This window comes from Mucilaginibacter sp. 5C4, from assembly GCF_034345625.1.
Taxonomy (GTDB): Bacteria; Bacteroidota; Bacteroidia; order Sphingobacteriales; family Sphingobacteriaceae; genus Mucilaginibacter; species Mucilaginibacter aurantiaciroseus.
Genome location: NZ_CP133775.1, coordinates 2,416,111 through 2,433,579 on the forward strand (window position 1 = coordinate 2,416,111; position 17,469 = coordinate 2,433,579).

Consider the following 17,469-nt stretch of genomic DNA (forward strand, 5'->3'; position numbering starts at 1 on the left):
GCATGTTAGCCACCGACTGGTATATCATAGATAATGTTGACGAGCTGGATACGCCAGCGTTAGTCGTATACCCCGATAGGGTGCAATACAACATCAATCTGCTTAAAACCATGATTGATGATCCATCTCGCCTGCGCCCGCATGTTAAAACGCATAAAAGTATTGATGCCACCGGTTTAATGATGCAATCGGGCATCAAAAAATTCAAATGTGCCACCATTGCCGAGGCAGAAATGCTGGGTATGGCCGGTGCATATGATGTATTATTGGCCTACCAGCCAACCGGGCCAAAGCTCAGGCGTTTTGTGCGGTTGATAAGTGCATATCCACAAACAGCATATTCTTGCCTGGTGGATAATACGGCTACCGCCAATGCCATATCAAAAGAGGCAGCAGATAGCGGTATCAACATCTCTGTTTATATCGACCTGAATGTGGGCATGAACCGTACAGGTATTATACCCGATGTAGAAGCATTTGCTTTATATGAACTATGCGCAGCATTACCCGGACTGGAGCTGAAAGGACTGCATGCCTACGATGGCCATATCCACGACGCTGATTATAGCATTCGTGAGAAGCGGTCTGAAGAAAGCATTAAGCCTGTGTTGAAGTTAGTTGATGATATTTTGGCTAAAGGATATCCAAATCCCAAAGTGATTGCAGGAGGATCGCCAACATTCCCCATACTTGCCAAATTAAAGGATATAGAGGTTAGCCCCGGTACATTTGCTTATTGGGACAGGGGTTATCAGCAGGCTTTCCCTGAACAAGCTTTCCAAACAGCGGCGCTTATAGTTGCAAGGGTTGTTTCCTTGCCCGATGAGGGTAAGATATGTATCGACCTTGGCCATAAATCGGTATCGGCAGAAAACGAATTGAACAAACGGGTTTACTTTTTAAACGCTTCCGAATTAAAATTCACAGGCCAAAGCGAAGAACATTTAGTAGCAGATGCAGGTGAAGGTCATCACTATAAGGTAGGCGATACTTTATATGGCTTGCCACACCATATTTGTCCGTCGGTAGCTTTATATGAACGTGCCATAACTATCGAAAATAAGTTAGTTACCGGCGAATGGAAAACAATAGCAAGAGATAGAAAGATAACTATCTAAACAATCGGTGAAATCGTTTCCATCGGTATAATCGAAATATAACAACTATATAACAACTCACTTAATCAACCACTCACCAATAACCATGTTTATCATAGACGCTCATTTAGATCTTAGCATGAACGCGCTGGAGTGGAACCGTGACCTTACCCGCCCGGTTGCCGAACTTAACCAGCGCGAAGAAGGTATGACGGACAAACCCGACCGTGCCAAAGCGGTGGTATCCCTGCCCGAACTGCGCAAAGGTAACATTGGTTTGGTGGTGGCTACCCAAATAGGCCGCTATGTAGCCCCCGATAATAACCTGCCCGGCTGGCACTCGCCCGAGCAGGCATGGGCGCAAACGCAGGGACAACTGGCCTGGTATAAGGCAATGGAACTTGCGGGGCAAATGACCCAGGTTAACGATTTGCAAAGTTTGGATAAACACCTCGCCGTTTGGTGCGATGGAAAAGATAATACCAACAAAGCCATCGGGTATATTTTAAGCCTGGAGGGCGCCGACTCAATGATAAACCCTTGTTACCTGGAACAAGCCTATAACAGCGGTTTACGGGCTGTAGGCCCCGCGCATTACGGCCCCGGGCGGTACGCCAATGGTACTGATGCAACCGGTAAAATGGGTGCCGAAGGTTTAGCGTTATTGAAAGAGATGGAACGCCTCAACATCATCCTTGATGGAACGCATTTGTGTGATGATGCCTTTTGGCAAGCACTTGATAATTTTAACGGGCATATTTGGGCAAGTCATAATAACTGTCGCGCCTTGGTAAACCATAACCGCCAGTACAGCAATGAAATGATAAAAGCGCTTATTGGCCGTGGCGCGGTGATAGGCGCAGCCCTTGATGCCTGGATGATGGTGCCCAATTGGGTGAGGGGACAGTCAACCCCGCGTCAAATGAATTGCAACTTGGAGGTAATGGTAGACCATATTGACCATATTTGCCAGATAGCAGGTAACGCCCTGCATGTGGGTATGGGTACCGATCTGGATGGGGCTTTTGGCAAAGAGCAATGCCCTTACGATCTGGAAACCATTGCCGATATGCAAAAAGTGCCTGCTTTGTTACAGAAACGTGGTTACACAGATGCGGATATTGAAAACATGATGCACGGTAATTGGTTACGTTTCCTGAGGAATGCTTGGAAATAAACACATATGGGTGCAGAACAGGATAGGTTAAAAGATACGGGATGGAAAAAATGGGGGCCTTATGTAAGCGACCGCCAATGGGGTACCGTCCGCGAAGATTACAGTGCCGATGGTAACGCCTGGAACTACATCACCCATGATATTGCCCGTAGCAAGGCCTATCGCTGGGGCGAAGAAGGTATAGCCGGCATCTGCGACCATGAGCAATTACTGTGCTTCTCCATCGCGCTATGGAATAAGAAAGATACCATTCTGAAAGAACGTTTCTTTGGCCTCAGTAATGCCGAAGGTAACCATGGCGAGGACGTAAAGGAATTATATTACTACCTGGATAATACGCCCACGCATTCCTACATGAAAATGCTGTACAAGTATCCGCAGCAGCAATTCCCATACGTGCATTTGGTTGATGAGAGCAAAAAACGTAACCGTAACCAAGGCGAGTACGAACTAATGGATACCGGCATTTTTAATAACGATGAATACTTTGATGTATTTGTGGAATATGCCAAGCAGGATACCGATGATATCCTTGTCAAGATCACTATACATAACCGCAGTAAAGTAGCTGCAAGTTTAAACGTACTGCCTACGGTATGGTTCCGCAATACCTGGGAATGGGGCTACGACGATTATAAACCTCAATTATCTGCGAAAGGCAATGCGGTCAGTATCGACCATAAAGAATTAGGCGCTTTGAATTTAGTGGCCTATGGCTCACCCGAACTGCTTTTTTGTAATAACCAAACCAATACCAAACGGTTCAATAATATTGATGATGGCAAATCTTTTTACAAAGATGGCATCAACGATTATATTGTAAACGGCACTAACGCAATTAACCCGGCTAATACAGGTACTAAAGCAGCCTTTAATTACGATATAACTATCCCGGCAGGCAAAAGTATTACTATAAAACTGAAGCTGTCTGAAAGCGCCGAAAACGCCTTTGACGATTTCGACGCTATTTTTGCTTCGCGGTTGCAGGAAGCCGATGAGTTCTATGCAGGCTTGCGCCCGCCCGACGAGAATAAGGACAAAGCGCAGATCCAGCGCCAGGCTTATGCCGGGATGCTTTGGAATAAGCAATTTTACTACTACAACATTCACCAATGGCTAAACGGTGACCCTGCCGAGCCGGGGCCACCTGTACAACGCCAGCATCAGCGTAACAGTAAATGGCAGCATTTTAACAGTCAAGATATTATTTCCATGCCCGATAAATGGGAGTACCCTTGGTTTGCCGCCTGGGACCTTGCCTTCCATTGCGTACCGCTTGCTGCTGTAGATATGGCCTTTGCCAAACGACAACTTAACCTTTTAGTGAAAGATTGGTTTATGCATCCAAACGGGCAGCTACCCGCCTATGAGTGGGATTTTAGCGATGCCAACCCACCGGTACATGCCATGGCTACGTGGAAGATATACCAGATAGATAAAAAGGCTAACAACGGTGAGGGCGATACCTTCTTTTTAGAACGCATCTTCCACAAACTGATGCTCAACTTTACCTGGTGGGTAAACCGTAAGGACGAGGCCGGCAATAATGTTTTTGAAGGTGGCTTTTTGGGGATGGATAACATTGGCGTGTTTGACCGTAACACTAAATTTGCCGATGGCGCGCACCTGGAACAGGCCGATGGCACCAGTTGGATGGCGATGTATTCTTTAAATCTGCTGCGTATAGCGGCAGAGCTTGCTGAAACTAATAAGGCTTATGCCGATATCGCGTCTAAATTCTTCGAGCACTTTATTTATATCTCGGCAGCCATGTCGAGCCTTGGCGAGGGTGGTACCAGCGGTTTATGGGACGAGGCAGATGACTTTTTTTACGACCAGTTGCGCATGCCCGATGGAAGTGCCGAAAAAATGCGGATCCGTAGCATAGTAGGCCTGGTGCCGCTGTTTGCTACCGAGGTATTGGATGAAGAAACAATAGCCAGGAACCCCATCTTCCGCGACAGGATGGATTGGTTTGCGGCCAACCGCCCGGACCTTGCCGGTTTGGTTTCGCGTTGGGATGAACGCAGCGCAAGTAACAAACACCTCATAAGTTTGCTGCGCGGCCACCGTATGAAAGGCATCCTGAAATATATGCTTGATGAAAATGAGTTTTTAAGCGATTACGGTATTCGTTCCTTATCAAAATATCATCTTGAGAATCCATTCAGCGCCAACATCAACGGAACGCAATTCAGCATCAAATATGTACCTGCCGAAAGCGACAGCGATATGTTTGGCGGCAACAGCAACTGGCGCGGCCCGGTTTGGATACCGATCAATTACCTGATCATCGAAAGTCTAAATGATTTTTACCAATATTATGGTGACGAACTTACTGTGGAATGCCCAACCGGCTCAGGCAATATGATGAGCCTAAAGGAGGTGGCGAACGAAATTTACCGCCGCATCTCCAAACTTTTTTTGCCGGATGAGAATGGCCACCGCCCGAGTAATGGTGTCGACGAGAAAGCACAGACCGATCCCTTTTTCAAAGACCATATCCTTTACTATGAATATTTCGACGGTGATACCGGCCGCGGCTTAGGTGCCGCCCACCAAACCGGGTGGACGGGCTTGATAGCAAATTGCCTTTATCATTAATGCGTTCTTTTGACACAACAAATTTCTTTCTTCGAATTATTTGATTTAGATTTACTTACCAAGTAAACTTAAATACCATTCAGAATGAATTTTAACAGGCGCAAGTTTTTGCAAACCACCGGCACTTTGGTGCTTAGTAGTGCAGTCTTGTCAGGTAAAGCGGCATCCTTTATAAATCTAAAACACCCGGTAGGCGTGCAACTGTTCACGTTTTTTAACGTGATGGATGAGGATGTTAAAGGCACATTAACCAAAGTTGCCAAAGTAGGTTATAGCGAAATAGAATCAGCATTCAGTAAAAAAGGCGGTTATTATGGCTTAAAACCAAAAGAATTTAAAGCTATGGCCAACGGACTGGGCTTAACCTGGAGATCACACCACGTATTGGGCGCGCCGTTTAAACTGCCTGCCGGTACAAAAATGCCTACCATGCCCGATGGTAAACCAATGGTAATACCACCAATGATGAACCTGCAGGATAATATGCAACAACTGGTTGATGAAGCTGCCGAAGGCGGCGTGAAATTTCTGGTTTGTGCTAATACCCCAACCGGCACCCCCGAGGAATTGAAAGCTTCTATAGCAGTATTAAATAAAACAGGTGAGGCTGCTACAAAAGCCGGCTTAACGTTTGCATATCATAACCACGACATGGAGTTTAAGATCCTGAACGATGGCACTATTCCGTACGATCTGCTACTATCAGATACCGACCCTAAGTATGTAAAAATGGAACTTGACCTGGCCTGGGCAGTTAAAGCGGGTAAAAACCCGGTTGACCTGTTTAAACAAAACCCCGGCCGTTTCCCGTTATGGCACGTTAAAGATTTGGATGCAAGCCGCGAAAACATTATGCCTGTAGGTAGCGGCACTATCAACTTTAAGCCCATTTTCGCGGCAGCAAAAATTGCTGGGATGCAAAGCTTTTTTGTAGAGCACGATATGCCAAAAGATCCTTTTGCAAGCATCAATAGCAGCATTCGATATATCAACAAAAATTTAAATGTATAATTTATAAATAGAATTTGTGCAGGTTATTGTAAGTACGCCTGTACAAATTCATCATTATTTATAGCAGTTACCAAAGCGTTTATGGTAGCTCTTTCAGCTGAATTATCATCCAGTTCTGAAGCATAATCTTCCAATTTGTCAAGATAAGCTACCGCTTCTTCCTCATCTTCAAACAGCAATATCAATTCGCCATTTATTTCTGTCTCGGTGCCATTTGGCGGGGTTGGCAGGGTGTGCTGCTCAAATACTTTGGCAGATACATTTGCCGTTGGTATATCTATTTTTAACATGGCTTTTAATTGAGTGTTTTTAACTTAACACAATCAATTACGCTTTAGTTTTTTTTCTTTCTGTTATGTAACCGGTAAAACGGATCTGCTGCCTGTTTTGGTTGATCACGCTTAAATCGGCATTACCGTTGTTATAAACCTGGATAAGCAATTGTGTAGCGTTTCGGGTGTCTTTGGTTTTGATCCTGATAAAATAACTGCCATCTTTCTGAATAGCGGATGTTGTATAATCAAACTTTGTTGATTTAAATTTTATGCCATTATCCTCATTGTTATTGTAACCCGCACTCGAATAAGCTACACCAAAATAGGGCAAAAAAGCCTCAACGGTATCAGGGGCTATGGTAAGGTCATATGGCGAGGTTAAATAGCGGGCTGCACCACCAAGCGGGTACATGTAGGTAGCCTGGAATACATAATCTTTTGCATCGATAAGGCCTTTTATCTCGGTAGCTTTTTTAGCCTCTTTTATAGCTTTTTTACTTTGCGCGTTAACCGGTGTAAAACCGGCAACTGCTACAAGCAGCACAAATAATAGTTTGATTAAAGTTTTCATTTTTAAATGTTTATATAAATATAACATAGTTTTTAATAGACTTGATATACCTTCATTGGTTTAATTACTTCAGGTATTTTGGGTAGATAAAATTAGTACAATTGGCGGCGCTTTACTGTTTGTTTTAAATCGTTTCATCTCTGTGTTTTGATGATAGGATGCAAACGTTAATAGGTTTCCATAATAAAATGAAAAAAATGTCAGTCTGAGCTTGTTGAAGGCCTGTTCTCCTTGTTAATGATTCCACAAGCTCAGCATGACAAATAGTATCAACAAAAAAGCCAACCGTTAGTTAGCGGTTGGCTTTCAAATTCTGTTTCCCCTTCAGGGGGTTAGGGGGCTTTGTATTATATCAAACTAACACTGCGGTTAACAAATTCAGTCAATTCGGCACCTGTTAATAAACCTTGTGACAATAGTGCAAGGTCGAAAGCTTGTTTGGCAAGCTGTGCCTGTACACCTTCGTCTTCGCCATCTAAAATGCGGCTTATTAATTTGTGGTTGCCATTTACAATAACCTTGTAATTGTCAGGCATGTTACCGTAGAAGCCCATACCGCCGCCCATGGCAGCCATATCTTTCATACGGCGCATAAACTCGTCCATGGTAACGGTTACCGGCAATTCATCCGGGTTTAAGCTTTCTAACTCAACGCGGTAAGCCGGTTTGTTAATAGCTTTATCGAAGATCGCTTTTATTTTGGTTGACTGTTCTTCGGTCAAAATATGCTCAGGCGCATCATCTTTCTTAATCAGTTTATCGGCAACATCAGCGTCAACACGTTTTAGTGAAGTTTTCTCTAATTTCTGCTCAAGCTGACTGATGAAGTGATTATCGATAGGAGAGTTCATCACCAAAACATCGTAACCCTTTTTACCTGCCGACTGGATAAATGCATCCTGTTTTTCGGCATCGTTGGTGTAAATGTAAATCAACTGGCCATCTTTATCTGTTTGTAAAGGCTCAACTTTATCCTTGTATTCGTTAAGAGTAAAGTTTTCTTTAGCGGTGTTGGTTACCAAAACAAAATCTTTCGCTTTGTCGTAGAATTTTTCTTCGCTCACCATACCGTATTTCACAAACAGGCCAATATCTCCCCATTTCTCTTCAAAACCTTTACGGTCTGCTTTAAACAGTTCGGCAAGCTTATCTGCTACCTTTTTAGTAATGTAGCTGTTTATCTTTTTAACATTGCTGTCAGCTTGCAGGAAACTACGTGATACGTTCAAAGGGATATCCGGTGAATCGATAACACCATGCAGTAACATCAAAAACTCAGGCACAATATCCTTTACCTCGTCGGTAATAAATACCTGGCGAGAGTATAATTTTATCTTGTTACGGGTGATCTCAAAGTCGTTCTTCAGCTTTGGGAAGTACAATACACCGGTTAAGTTGAAAGGGTAGTCAACATTCAGGTGGATCCAGAACAAAGGGTTTTCGCTGTATGGATAAAGCTCTTTGTAGAATTTTAAGTAATCTTCATCGCTAAGCTCACTTGGCGCTTTTGTCCAAATAGGGTTGGTATCGTTAATGATGTTATCAACCTCAACAGATTTGTATTTTGGTTTACCTTCTTCGTCAACACCATCTTCTTCCTCTTGTGTAGTTGTACCAAATTTGATAGGCACCGGCAGGAACTTAGCGTATTTATCCAATATCTCCTGTAAACGGCCCTGGTTTAAAAACTCTTCAGAATCGGCATTAATGTGCAGGGTAATTTCGGTACCGCGCTCTTCCAGGCTGCCTTCGCTTATTTCAAACTCGGTGCTGCCATCGCAAGTCCAGTGTGCTGGTTCGGCACCATCCTGGTAGGATAAGGTCTCAATTTCAACCTTGTCTGCAACCATAAAGGCGGAGTAGAAGCCCAAACCAAAACGACCAATGATCTCATTGGCATCTTTAGCTTCTTTAAATTTCTCCATAAACTCGGTAGCACCGCTAAATGCTATCTGGTTAATGTATTTTTTTATTTCTTCGGCCGTCATACCCAAACCGTTATCAGATATGGTGATGGTCTTTTTGTCTGCATCAAAAGCAACTTCAACGCGCAGGTCGCCCAGGTCGCCATTGTATTGGCCTAATGATGCAAGGCGTTTTATTTTTTGGGTAGCATCAACCGAGTTAGATACCAGCTCGCGCAGAAATATCTCGGTATCAGAGTATAAGAACTTTTTAATTATCGGGAAAATGTTTTCGGTATGGATCGAAATTGTTCCTTTTTCTTGCATAGTAGTAATTTTATAAAGCTTAAATAATTTACGGATATAGCTAATCAATGCCCGTTCCAAAGCTTACGATTTGCCAAATTGGCAGAAGGAGAGAAGCAAAGAAGTAAGAGACAGTACAGGACAGTAAGAAGTAATAAACACGCGTCATTGCGCGGAGCGATAGCGACAAAGCAATCTCTTTAGGACAATTATACACTTTGCATAACCGAATATCCTAAAGAGATTGGTTAGTACCACGCAATTGTAAAGGTCAACTAATTCGGTAACAGAATTAGCTTTAAAGAATTAAAGCTACAACGTTATTACCGTAGGTATCTAACGATGCGCCGGCAGGCCTCACCTGGCTATCGTCTAAACTTTGCCTTTGGCATCAAGTACTACCCAAAACGGCAAGCCCGATTTTTCGCCTTTTAGTTTGGTCATCACTTCTAACGATTCGGGGTTTTCAAGGTTTTTTTTCTCGGGGCTTTCCATCACATCAAGCGTGGCTACAACGTAATTGCTTTCGATCAATGGCTTAATGGTAGGATCAGCAAGTGGCGCTTCCATTTTTTTACACCAGCCACACCACGAGGCATGGAATATGAGCATCACTTTTTTATTTTCTTTAGCGGCTTTGGCGTAAGCCTCTTTTAGCACAACTTCGCTTGCAGGCAAGGTGGCAGTTTGCGCAAAACCCGACTTAACGGCAAACAACACAAAAAGTATTAACAGTGATTTTTTCATGGTGATTGTTTTAAAAGCAATTTAGGGAATAATTAGATTGCATTCAACAAGTTGTTGTAGCTTAGTTGTTTGCAAACTGCAAAATAAACGAAGCGCCCTTACCCTCGGTAGATTGTGCCTGGATGTTGCCTTTGTGCAACAGCATAATTTGTTTACAAAGACTTAAGCCGATACCGCTGCCTGTTTTGCGTGTACTAAAGAATGGGATAAAGATCTTATCCAACAATTCCGGCGGCATGCCGAGGCCATTGTCGGTTACTTTAACCAGTATGCGGTTGTTGCTTTGCGTTTCGGCAGATAGGGTGATGCGTGGTTCTTCACGATCCTTTACGGCCTCAATAGCGTTTACCAGCAGGTTAATCATTACCTGGTCTAAAAGATTGATATCCGCCTCGATTGCCAATGCAGGGTCGCGCAAAATGATCTCCAGTTCGATGTTTTTCTTTTCGAGCGTAGGGCGCATCAAACTTGCCAGGTTTTCAAATATGTTACGAACTAACAACTTGTTCAGATCGAGTTTGGTGATTTTGTTAAGGCTGCGGTAGCTCTCGGTAAATTTAAGCAGGCCTTCGCTACGGCGTTTAATGGTTTCAATACCGAGAGTGATATCCTCCAGGTCGCCGCTTCCAATACTCTCGGCTATTTCCGGGCTTTGCAGGCGGTTCTTCAGGGTGTCGGCCAATGATGAAATAGGAGCAACCGAGTTCATGATCTCATGCGTCATCACATTTAATAACTTCGACCATGCCTTTGATTCTGTTTCGTCCAAAGCCTCGCTTACGTTCTGGAAGGCTATCAGTTTATACAATTTCTCGTCGCTGCGCATAATACTGGCGGTAACCAGCATTTTTACCTGTTGCTGGTCGCGGGTGATGCTCAGTACCTGCGCCTCGCCGGGTTTCATCCTGATCACATCTTTGTACAAAACAGGTTCGCGTTTCTCAAGCGAGTGGATGGTTTTTAGATAGGGGATACTAATGAGCGATTTAAAGGCCTCGTTTATCCAGCTGATCTCGCCGGTTTCTTCCTCATAAGAAAGGATGCCTGTATCAACCAATTCCAATATCTTTTGCAGGTAATGATACTGTGTTTCGCGTTCGCGGCTGATCAGTTTAAACGTGGTGTTAATGTCATTAAACCCTTTACGCAAAGGTTTTAACTCATTAGGTGCTTTACGCACATCAAAGTGGCGTGAAAAATCGCGGTAATGGATAGATTCTACAAATTGGTTTACCTCGTCCTGCGCTTTTTTGTTAAAACGGATCAGATCAAGCACCGAGTAGATCACCGCCGGGACTGTTATAACGCCATATAGTATTTGTCCACTCGTAACCACTATAGTAGTGGCCACCACAGCGGCAAATAACAAAAGCACACGCAGCACAAGCCGCCATTCGTAACGGTTAAATATCATATTTGCTTAATCTGCGGTATAGGGCGGTACGGGTTAAACCCAGTTCTTTGGCAGCACGGGTAATGTTGCCGTTATGCTTTTCTATCACGCGCAAAATCGCGTTTTTTTCCAGTGTGCTAAGCTGGATGTTATCATCAGCAATAATGTTTTCGCCTGGTGATTCCAGTACCGAGAAAAGCAGGTCATCGGCTTTTAAATGCTGGTCATCGGCCATAATTACGGCACGCTCTATGGTGTACTGTAACTCGCGTACGTTACCGGGGTAGCTATAACCGCGTAATTTGTTTAGCGCCGCGGCATCAAAATCAATCGCCGGTTTAAGGTATTTGGTGGCGTATATTTTGGCAAAATGTTTTGCCAGTACTACAATATCCTCGGCGCGTTTACGCAAAGGTGGCATATTTATTTCTACCGTATTGATCCGGTAAATCAAATCCTTACGGAATTTATTTTCGTTTGCCAATTCCTGCAACGGCACGTTGGTGGCACATATCAGGCGGATGTTAATATCCACGGCCTTATTGGTACCCAAACGGGTTACATGGCGGTTTTGTAGTACGGTTAATAGTTTTGCTTGCTGCTGCAGGCTGATGTTACCAATCTCATCTAAAAACAAAGTGCCGCCTTCGGCTTCTTCGAAACGGCCCATGCGGTCTTCACGGGCATCGGTGTAAGCACCTTTTTTATGGCCAAACAACTCACTCTCAAATAAAGAATCCGTCAGCGCGCCCACATCCACTTTTACAAATGGTTTATCGGCACGTAACGAACGTTCATGAATGGCTTTTGCCATCAGATCTTTACCCGTACCGTTCTCGCCCAGTATCAAAATATTGGCATCGGTAGGGGCAATCTTATTTACCTTATGAAATATATCCTCCATCACCTCGCTATCGCCAAGGATGTTTTTTTCGCCGCCCTCACCTTTAACGGATGCTTTGGTTGATTTACCGCCACCTTCTTTCTTATCAAGCAGGTCTTTAATGGTATCAATCAATTTCTCGTTATGCCATGGCTTCACTACAAAATCGTTAGCGCCTTCTTTTAAGGAACGTACAGCCAGGTCGATATCGCCGTAAGCGGTTATCATAATAACGCAAACGTTCGGCTTCCATTCCTTTATTTTACGCAGCCAGTAAATGCCCTCGTTACCGGTATTAATGGCACTGTTATAGTTCATATCCAGCAGCACCAGGTCAACCTCGTTTTTTTGCAAAAGCCAGTTGATGTTCTCCGGGTTCTTTTCGGTAATTATTTCTTTGGTTTCTGTTTTAAGCAATAACTTAACAGCCGTAAGCACATCGGGGTCGTCGTCAACAATTAAAACGGTTGCTTTCTTAAGTATCATTTATGGATAGTGATTAGTTCGTGGTTAATAGGTAATAGCGCTTATTATACATGTACTATTTACCCCCGCAATTTAGTAGTTTGGCACGAAATATCGTACCAATTGGGCTATATTAAGTATAATTTAGATATTCAACTATGTTTAGCGAACGGTAAGTTAAAGCACGTAAAAAAGCATTGTATCATAACCGAACACTTGCTGTAACAGAAGCGTACGGTGCATTATTGTGATTTTAACATAAGTAATTGAAATACAGTAATTTAATTTGTGGCATGTGTTTTTGTATCCAATTATCAAATATTTAATAAAATACAGTGGATAGAGTTATACAAAAACAGAAATGGAGCACTAAGCGCCTGATGACCATAGCCGGTATTACAGGGGTAGTAGTTTTAGTTGCCGGCAGTATATTTTTTACATCGGGCAAAAGCAAATTAAATGTTGATACAGAACGTATCACCGTAAGCGAAATAAAAAAAGGCGCTTTCCAGGAGTTTATCCCGGTTAATGGTGTGGTGTTACCGCTTACTACCATATACCTAGATGCGATTGAAGGCGGACGGGTTGAAGAGAAATATGTTGAAGACGGCGCAAGCCTTAAAAAAGGCGACCCGATCATCCGTTTATCAAATACCGATCTGGAATTAAGCCTTGCCAATCAGGAAACAGCAGTTTACGCTGCACAAACCCAAATGCAGATCTCGCATAACAACGCGCAGCAAAACACTATTGCCAAACTAAACCAAATGGCCGATGTGGACAATGCATACAAAGAGGCAGAGCGTATCTATAATCTTGACAAAAAACTTTTAGACCAAAAAGCAATTGGTATGCAGGAATTTAAAGCGGCAGAAAATGCTTACATATACCAGTTAAGGCGCAAAAAGTTAACCACACAGATCTTAAAACAAGATACCACCCTGATTAGCCAGGAAGATGAGCAAGCCCGTGAGCAATATGCACACAACAAAAGCACACTACTTTTAATGCGTAAAAAAGTTGCTGATTTAACAGTTCGTTCACCTATAGATGGTCAGTTGACTTCAATGGATGCCGAAGTTGGTCAAAATAAAAATAAAGGCGAACACCTGGGCCAGATTGATGCACAGGGCGGGTTTAAGGTACAGGTTGATGTGGAAGAGCACTACCTGTCGAGGATTTACAACGGCTTAATGGGCGACTTTGCCTTTGCCGGTAAAACATACAAACTAACCATCAAAAAAGTATTTACACAGGTAACCAGCGGCCGTTTTAAGGTAGATATGCAATTTGTTGGCGATGTACCTAAAGGTATCCGCAAGGGCCAAACCTTACAGATCCGTTTAGCATTGAGCGATGAGACGACTGCTACCTTAGTACCTAAAGGTGGTTTCTACCAGCAAACCGGTGGTAACTGGATCTTTAAAGTGAGTGAGGATGGTAAAACAGCCTACAAAACCGATATCCAGATAGGCCGCCAAAACCCTGATTATTACGAAGTATTGCAAGGCTTAAAGCCTGGCGACAAGGTAATTACGTCAAGCTACGAGAACTACGGCGACATACAGGAATTGGTACTTAAAAAGTAGCGAAGTAGTGTAACCTTCTGCTATAGGATGCGTCTTGTAAATAAGAGAATAAGAGATTATAATTTAATAAAATATAAATCACAATTAAACAAAAAAGGCTGCGGCGCGAAAGCGCTGCAGCTGGGGAGGCCAAATGATAAAAATTACAAATCTTGAAAAATTCTACCGTACCGAAGAGGTAGAAACCATTGCACTGAACAAGCTATCGATGCATGTTGATACCGGCGAGTTCGTGGCCATTATGGGCCCGTCTGGTTGTGGTAAATCAACCTTGCTAAACATTTTGGGTATGCTTGATGACCCGGATGAAGGTAGCTATGTATTCAACGAGGTTGAAGTTGCTCATTTTAACGAGCGTAAGCGTGCCGACCTGCGCAAGCATAACATCGGTTTCGTTTTCCAGAGCTTTAACCTGATTGACGAGCTTACTGTATTTGAAAATGTTGAACTGCCATTAATTTACACCGGCGTACCTACTGCAGAGCGTGTTAAAAGGGTAGAAGAGGTGCTGGATAAAATGCAGATCATGCACCGCCGTAACCACTACCCGCAGCAGTTATCGGGTGGCCAGCAACAGCGTGTGGCCATTGCCCGCGCGGTTGTAAACAAACCAAAACTGATACTTGCGGATGAGCCCACAGGTAACCTGGATAGCAGCAACGGTAACGATGTGATGGAACTGCTAACCGATTTAAATGAACAAGGGACTACAATTATAATGGTTACCCACTCCGAGCATGATGCCCGTTACAGCCACCGTATCATCCGCCTGTTGGATGGACAAACGGTGATGGAAAACATCATGGTATAAAACGCCCAATTTTAGTTTAATTAATATAGTTAAGTGTGCCTCCTGCCTTACCTCTCCGCGCCCGAAACGCGGAGGGGTTTGCTTGAGAATTGCCAATAATTGCCCCCTCTAACGTCAATATCTAACAGTAACCTAAGGTGCGGGTGGTAATAAATTGCTTCAAAATTTAATATTACCTATCATGTTTAAAAACTACATAAAAACCGCATACAGGAGCCTTTATAAAAACAAGGGCTTTACTGCTATCAATATATTAGGATTAGCGTTGGGCCTTGCTACCTGCCTGCTAATTGTTTTTTATGTGGTGGATGAACTGAGCTACGACCGCTACAACACCAAAGCCAGCCGTATTTTTCGTGTAAACGAAGACCTAAAACTGGGCGAAAATAACGTGCAATATGCCGTTGCCATGCCGCCCTTGGCTAAAACTTTAAAGGCAGAATACCCCTACGTGGAAGATGCCGTAAGGCTAAAAAATGCCGGATCTTTTCATGTCAAAAAAGGTGATGCGAATATCATAGAAAGCAAGATGGTATATGCTGATGCGTCAATTTTCAATGTTTTCACTTTGCCTATGATAAGCGGTAGCAGTTCATCGGCGTTAGTTGAGCCAAACTCTGTAGTAATTAATGAAACCATTGCTAAAAAGTATTTTAAAAATACTAATGCTATTGGTAAAATATTGACATTTAACAATAACTGGAACCTAAAGGTTACAGGGATTATACATGATGTACCAAAACAGTCGCATTTTAACTATGACTTCTTTATTTCTATGTCTACTGTACCTGACAGTAAATCTAACGAATGGTTAAGAAGCGATTATAGTACATATGTGTTGCTTAAAGAAGCGAAAGACCACACAAAACTGGCCGCCAGTTTCCCGGCGTTTTTGCAAAAGTTTAGCGGCGCGCAAATGCAATCCGAACTTGGGCAGAGTATAGCCCAGTTTGAAAAAGGCGGCAGCCATTTCAGGCTAAACCTTACCGCGTTGACAGACATCCACCTAAACTCGAACCTGAGTGGCGAACTGGGGCCTAACAGCACTACGCAATACGTTTACATCTTTTCGGCAATCGCCTTATTTATATTGCTGATAGCTTGTGTAAACTTCATGAACCTGAGTACTGCCCGTTCGTCAAACCGCGCTAAAGAAGTAGGGGTACGCAAGGTGATGGGTTCATCGCGCAAGCACCTGATCTTCCAGTTCCTGGCCGAATCTATACTCATCACATTTGTGGCTACCGTAATTGCGATCGTCGTGGCAGTAATATTATTGCCATTCTTTAACCAGCTGTCCGGTAAAGAGATTGTACTCACTGTAGATTCGCTTAAATGGCTGGTGCCATCGCTGTTAGCTATTGTATTGGTTATTGGTTCATTAGCAGGTTCATACCCGGCGTTCTTTTTATCGGCCTTCCAACCGATAGATGTATTGAAGGGCAAACTTTCGGCCGGCTTTAAAGGCGGTGGTTTGCGCAGCTTCTTAGTCGTATTTCAATTTTTTGTATCGATACTATTGATCATTGGTACATTGGTGATTTATAATCAGCTGAACTTTATCCAAACCAAAAACCTTGGGTACAACCGCAGCCAGGTGCTTGTTGTGAAAAATCTGGGCGAGCTTAATCAACAAACCAATGTATTTAAACAGGCACTTGCCGAATTACCGGGCGTAAAAGAAACCACCATGACTGGTTTTTTGCCTACCAACGGCTGGCGCAATACCCGCATCTATTTTAAAGATGCTACTTACGACCAAAAGAAATCGCTTTTCCCGCAAAGCTGGCAGGTTGATGCCGATTACATTCCAACTATGGATATGAAAATGGCGCAGGGCCGCAATTTCTCAAAAGACATGCAGACCGATTCATCGGCGGTTATCATCAACGAAGCGGCTGCCAAGTTTCTCGGCTTTGCAGACCCTATCAATAAAACAGTTTATCAATCATTAGGTGGCGACCGTAAAGGAACTACGCCGAATGTTAAAGAATGCCATATCGTAGGTGTTGTTAAAGATTTTCACTTTAACTCGCTGCGCGAAAAAATTGAGCCTATTGTACTTACCTACGGCCAAAACCCGGGCGCGTTAGCCATCCGTGTAAGCACTTCAAATATTACCGGACTGATGGGGCAGATTAAAGATAAGTGGAATAGCCTATCGCCGGGTATACAGATCGATTACTCATTTATGGATCAGGACTTTGATGCTTCATACCGTTCAGAACAACGCATCGGGACGATCTTTGTCATCTTCACAGCACTGGCTATTATTATTGCCTGCCTTGGCTTGTTTGGTTTAGCCGCTTACGCTGCGGAACAACGCACCAAAGAAATAGGTATCCGCAAAGTTTTAGGTGCCGATGTAAGCGTAATTGTAGCTATGCTGTCGAAAGATTTTATAAAACTGGTATGTATTGCCATTGTAACCGCATCGCCGTTTGCATGGTACATAATGAATAAATGGCTACAGGATTTTGCTTACCGCGTAATCATACACTGGTGGGTAATAGCAGCAGCTGGTGTAGGGGCATTGCTCATAGCATTTGTAACCATCAGCTTTCAATCCATAAAAGCCGCACTGGCTAACCCGGTGAAAAGCTTGCGTTCGGAATAGTGATTGGAGATCAGTTAAT

Annotated in this window: 13 protein-coding genes; 7 read left to right on the forward strand and 6 right to left on the reverse strand. The window is 43.4% G+C overall.

Features of this window, described 5'->3' with window-relative positions:
* Nucleotides 1-2: 2 nt before the first annotated feature.
* The 4 genes from RHM67_RS11405 to RHM67_RS11420 all read left to right on the forward strand — a co-directional run bounded on the left by RHM67_RS11405 (nucleotide 3) and on the right by RHM67_RS11420 (nucleotide 5,889).
* Nucleotides 3-1,118 carry a D-TA family PLP-dependent enzyme gene (locus tag RHM67_RS11405; RefSeq protein ID WP_322226850.1) on the forward strand — a complete coding sequence of 372 codons (1,116 nt, stop codon included), beginning with the start codon at nucleotides 3-5 and terminating at the stop codon, nucleotides 1,116-1,118.
* Between the two features lie 85 nt (nucleotides 1,119-1,203).
* A complete protein-coding gene (locus RHM67_RS11410; RefSeq protein ID WP_322226851.1) occupies nucleotides 1,204-2,274 on the forward strand; it encodes a dipeptidase in 1,071 nt (356 codons plus the stop codon).
* 6 nt (nucleotides 2,275-2,280) lie between these two features.
* The gene (locus RHM67_RS11415; protein WP_322226852.1) at nucleotides 2,281-4,878 is read left to right on the forward strand and encodes an MGH1-like glycoside hydrolase domain-containing protein; all 2,598 of its coding nucleotides are present in this window, start codon (nucleotides 2,281-2,283) and stop codon (nucleotides 4,876-4,878) included.
* 84 nt (nucleotides 4,879-4,962) lie between these two features.
* A complete protein-coding gene (locus RHM67_RS11420; RefSeq protein ID WP_322226854.1) occupies nucleotides 4,963-5,889 on the forward strand; it encodes a sugar phosphate isomerase/epimerase in 927 nt (308 codons plus the stop codon).
* A gap of 23 nt (nucleotides 5,890-5,912) precedes the next feature.
* On the opposite strand, the gene RHM67_RS11425 is transcribed toward RHM67_RS11420, so the two are convergent.
* The 6 genes from RHM67_RS11425 to RHM67_RS11450 form a co-directional block, all read right to left on the reverse strand.
* Entirely contained in the window at nucleotides 5,913-6,179 is a 267-nt protein-coding gene (locus RHM67_RS11425) for a hypothetical protein (RefSeq protein WP_252756848.1), read from the reverse strand.
* A 37-nt stretch (nucleotides 6,180-6,216) separates the two neighbouring features.
* Entirely contained in the window at nucleotides 6,217-6,735 is a 519-nt protein-coding gene (locus tag RHM67_RS11430; RefSeq protein WP_322226856.1) for a DUF4251 domain-containing protein, read from the reverse strand.
* Between the two features lie 347 nt (nucleotides 6,736-7,082).
* Entirely contained in the window at nucleotides 7,083-8,966 is a 1,884-nt protein-coding gene (gene htpG, locus RHM67_RS11435) for a molecular chaperone HtpG (protein ID WP_322226858.1), read from the reverse strand.
* Between the two features lie 351 nt (nucleotides 8,967-9,317).
* Entirely contained in the window at nucleotides 9,318-9,692 is a 375-nt protein-coding gene (locus tag RHM67_RS11440; protein WP_322226859.1) for a thioredoxin family protein, read from the reverse strand.
* 61 nt (nucleotides 9,693-9,753) lie between these two features.
* Complete coding sequence (locus RHM67_RS11445; protein ID WP_322226860.1) at nucleotides 9,754-11,106, reverse strand: sensor histidine kinase; 1,353 nt, start codon at nucleotides 11,104-11,106, stop codon at nucleotides 9,754-9,756.
* Nucleotides 11,096-12,454 carry a sigma-54 dependent transcriptional regulator gene (locus RHM67_RS11450; protein WP_322226861.1) on the reverse strand — a complete coding sequence of 453 codons (1,359 nt, stop codon included), beginning with the start codon at nucleotides 12,452-12,454 and terminating at the stop codon, nucleotides 11,096-11,098. The genes RHM67_RS11445 and RHM67_RS11450 overlap by 11 nt, the downstream gene beginning before the upstream one ends.
* Nucleotides 12,455-12,768: 314 nt before the next feature.
* Here RHM67_RS11450 and RHM67_RS11455 point away from each other — a divergent pair, with 314 nt between their 5' ends.
* The 3 genes from RHM67_RS11455 to RHM67_RS11465 all read left to right on the forward strand — a co-directional run bounded on the left by RHM67_RS11455 (nucleotide 12,769) and on the right by RHM67_RS11465 (nucleotide 17,450).
* Nucleotides 12,769-14,022, forward strand: coding sequence for an efflux RND transporter periplasmic adaptor subunit (locus tag RHM67_RS11455; RefSeq protein WP_322226862.1), 1,254 nt, complete (start codon nucleotides 12,769-12,771; stop codon nucleotides 14,020-14,022).
* Nucleotides 14,023-14,155: 133 nt separating this feature from the next.
* Complete coding sequence (locus RHM67_RS11460; RefSeq protein ID WP_322226863.1) at nucleotides 14,156-14,833, forward strand: ABC transporter ATP-binding protein; 678 nt, start codon at nucleotides 14,156-14,158, stop codon at nucleotides 14,831-14,833.
* 181 nt (nucleotides 14,834-15,014) lie between these two features.
* Nucleotides 15,015-17,450 (forward strand): ABC transporter permease, encoded by a 2,436-nt coding sequence (locus RHM67_RS11465; protein ID WP_322226864.1) that lies wholly within the window; start codon nucleotides 15,015-15,017, stop codon nucleotides 17,448-17,450.
* Nucleotides 17,451-17,469: the final 19 nt, after the last annotated feature.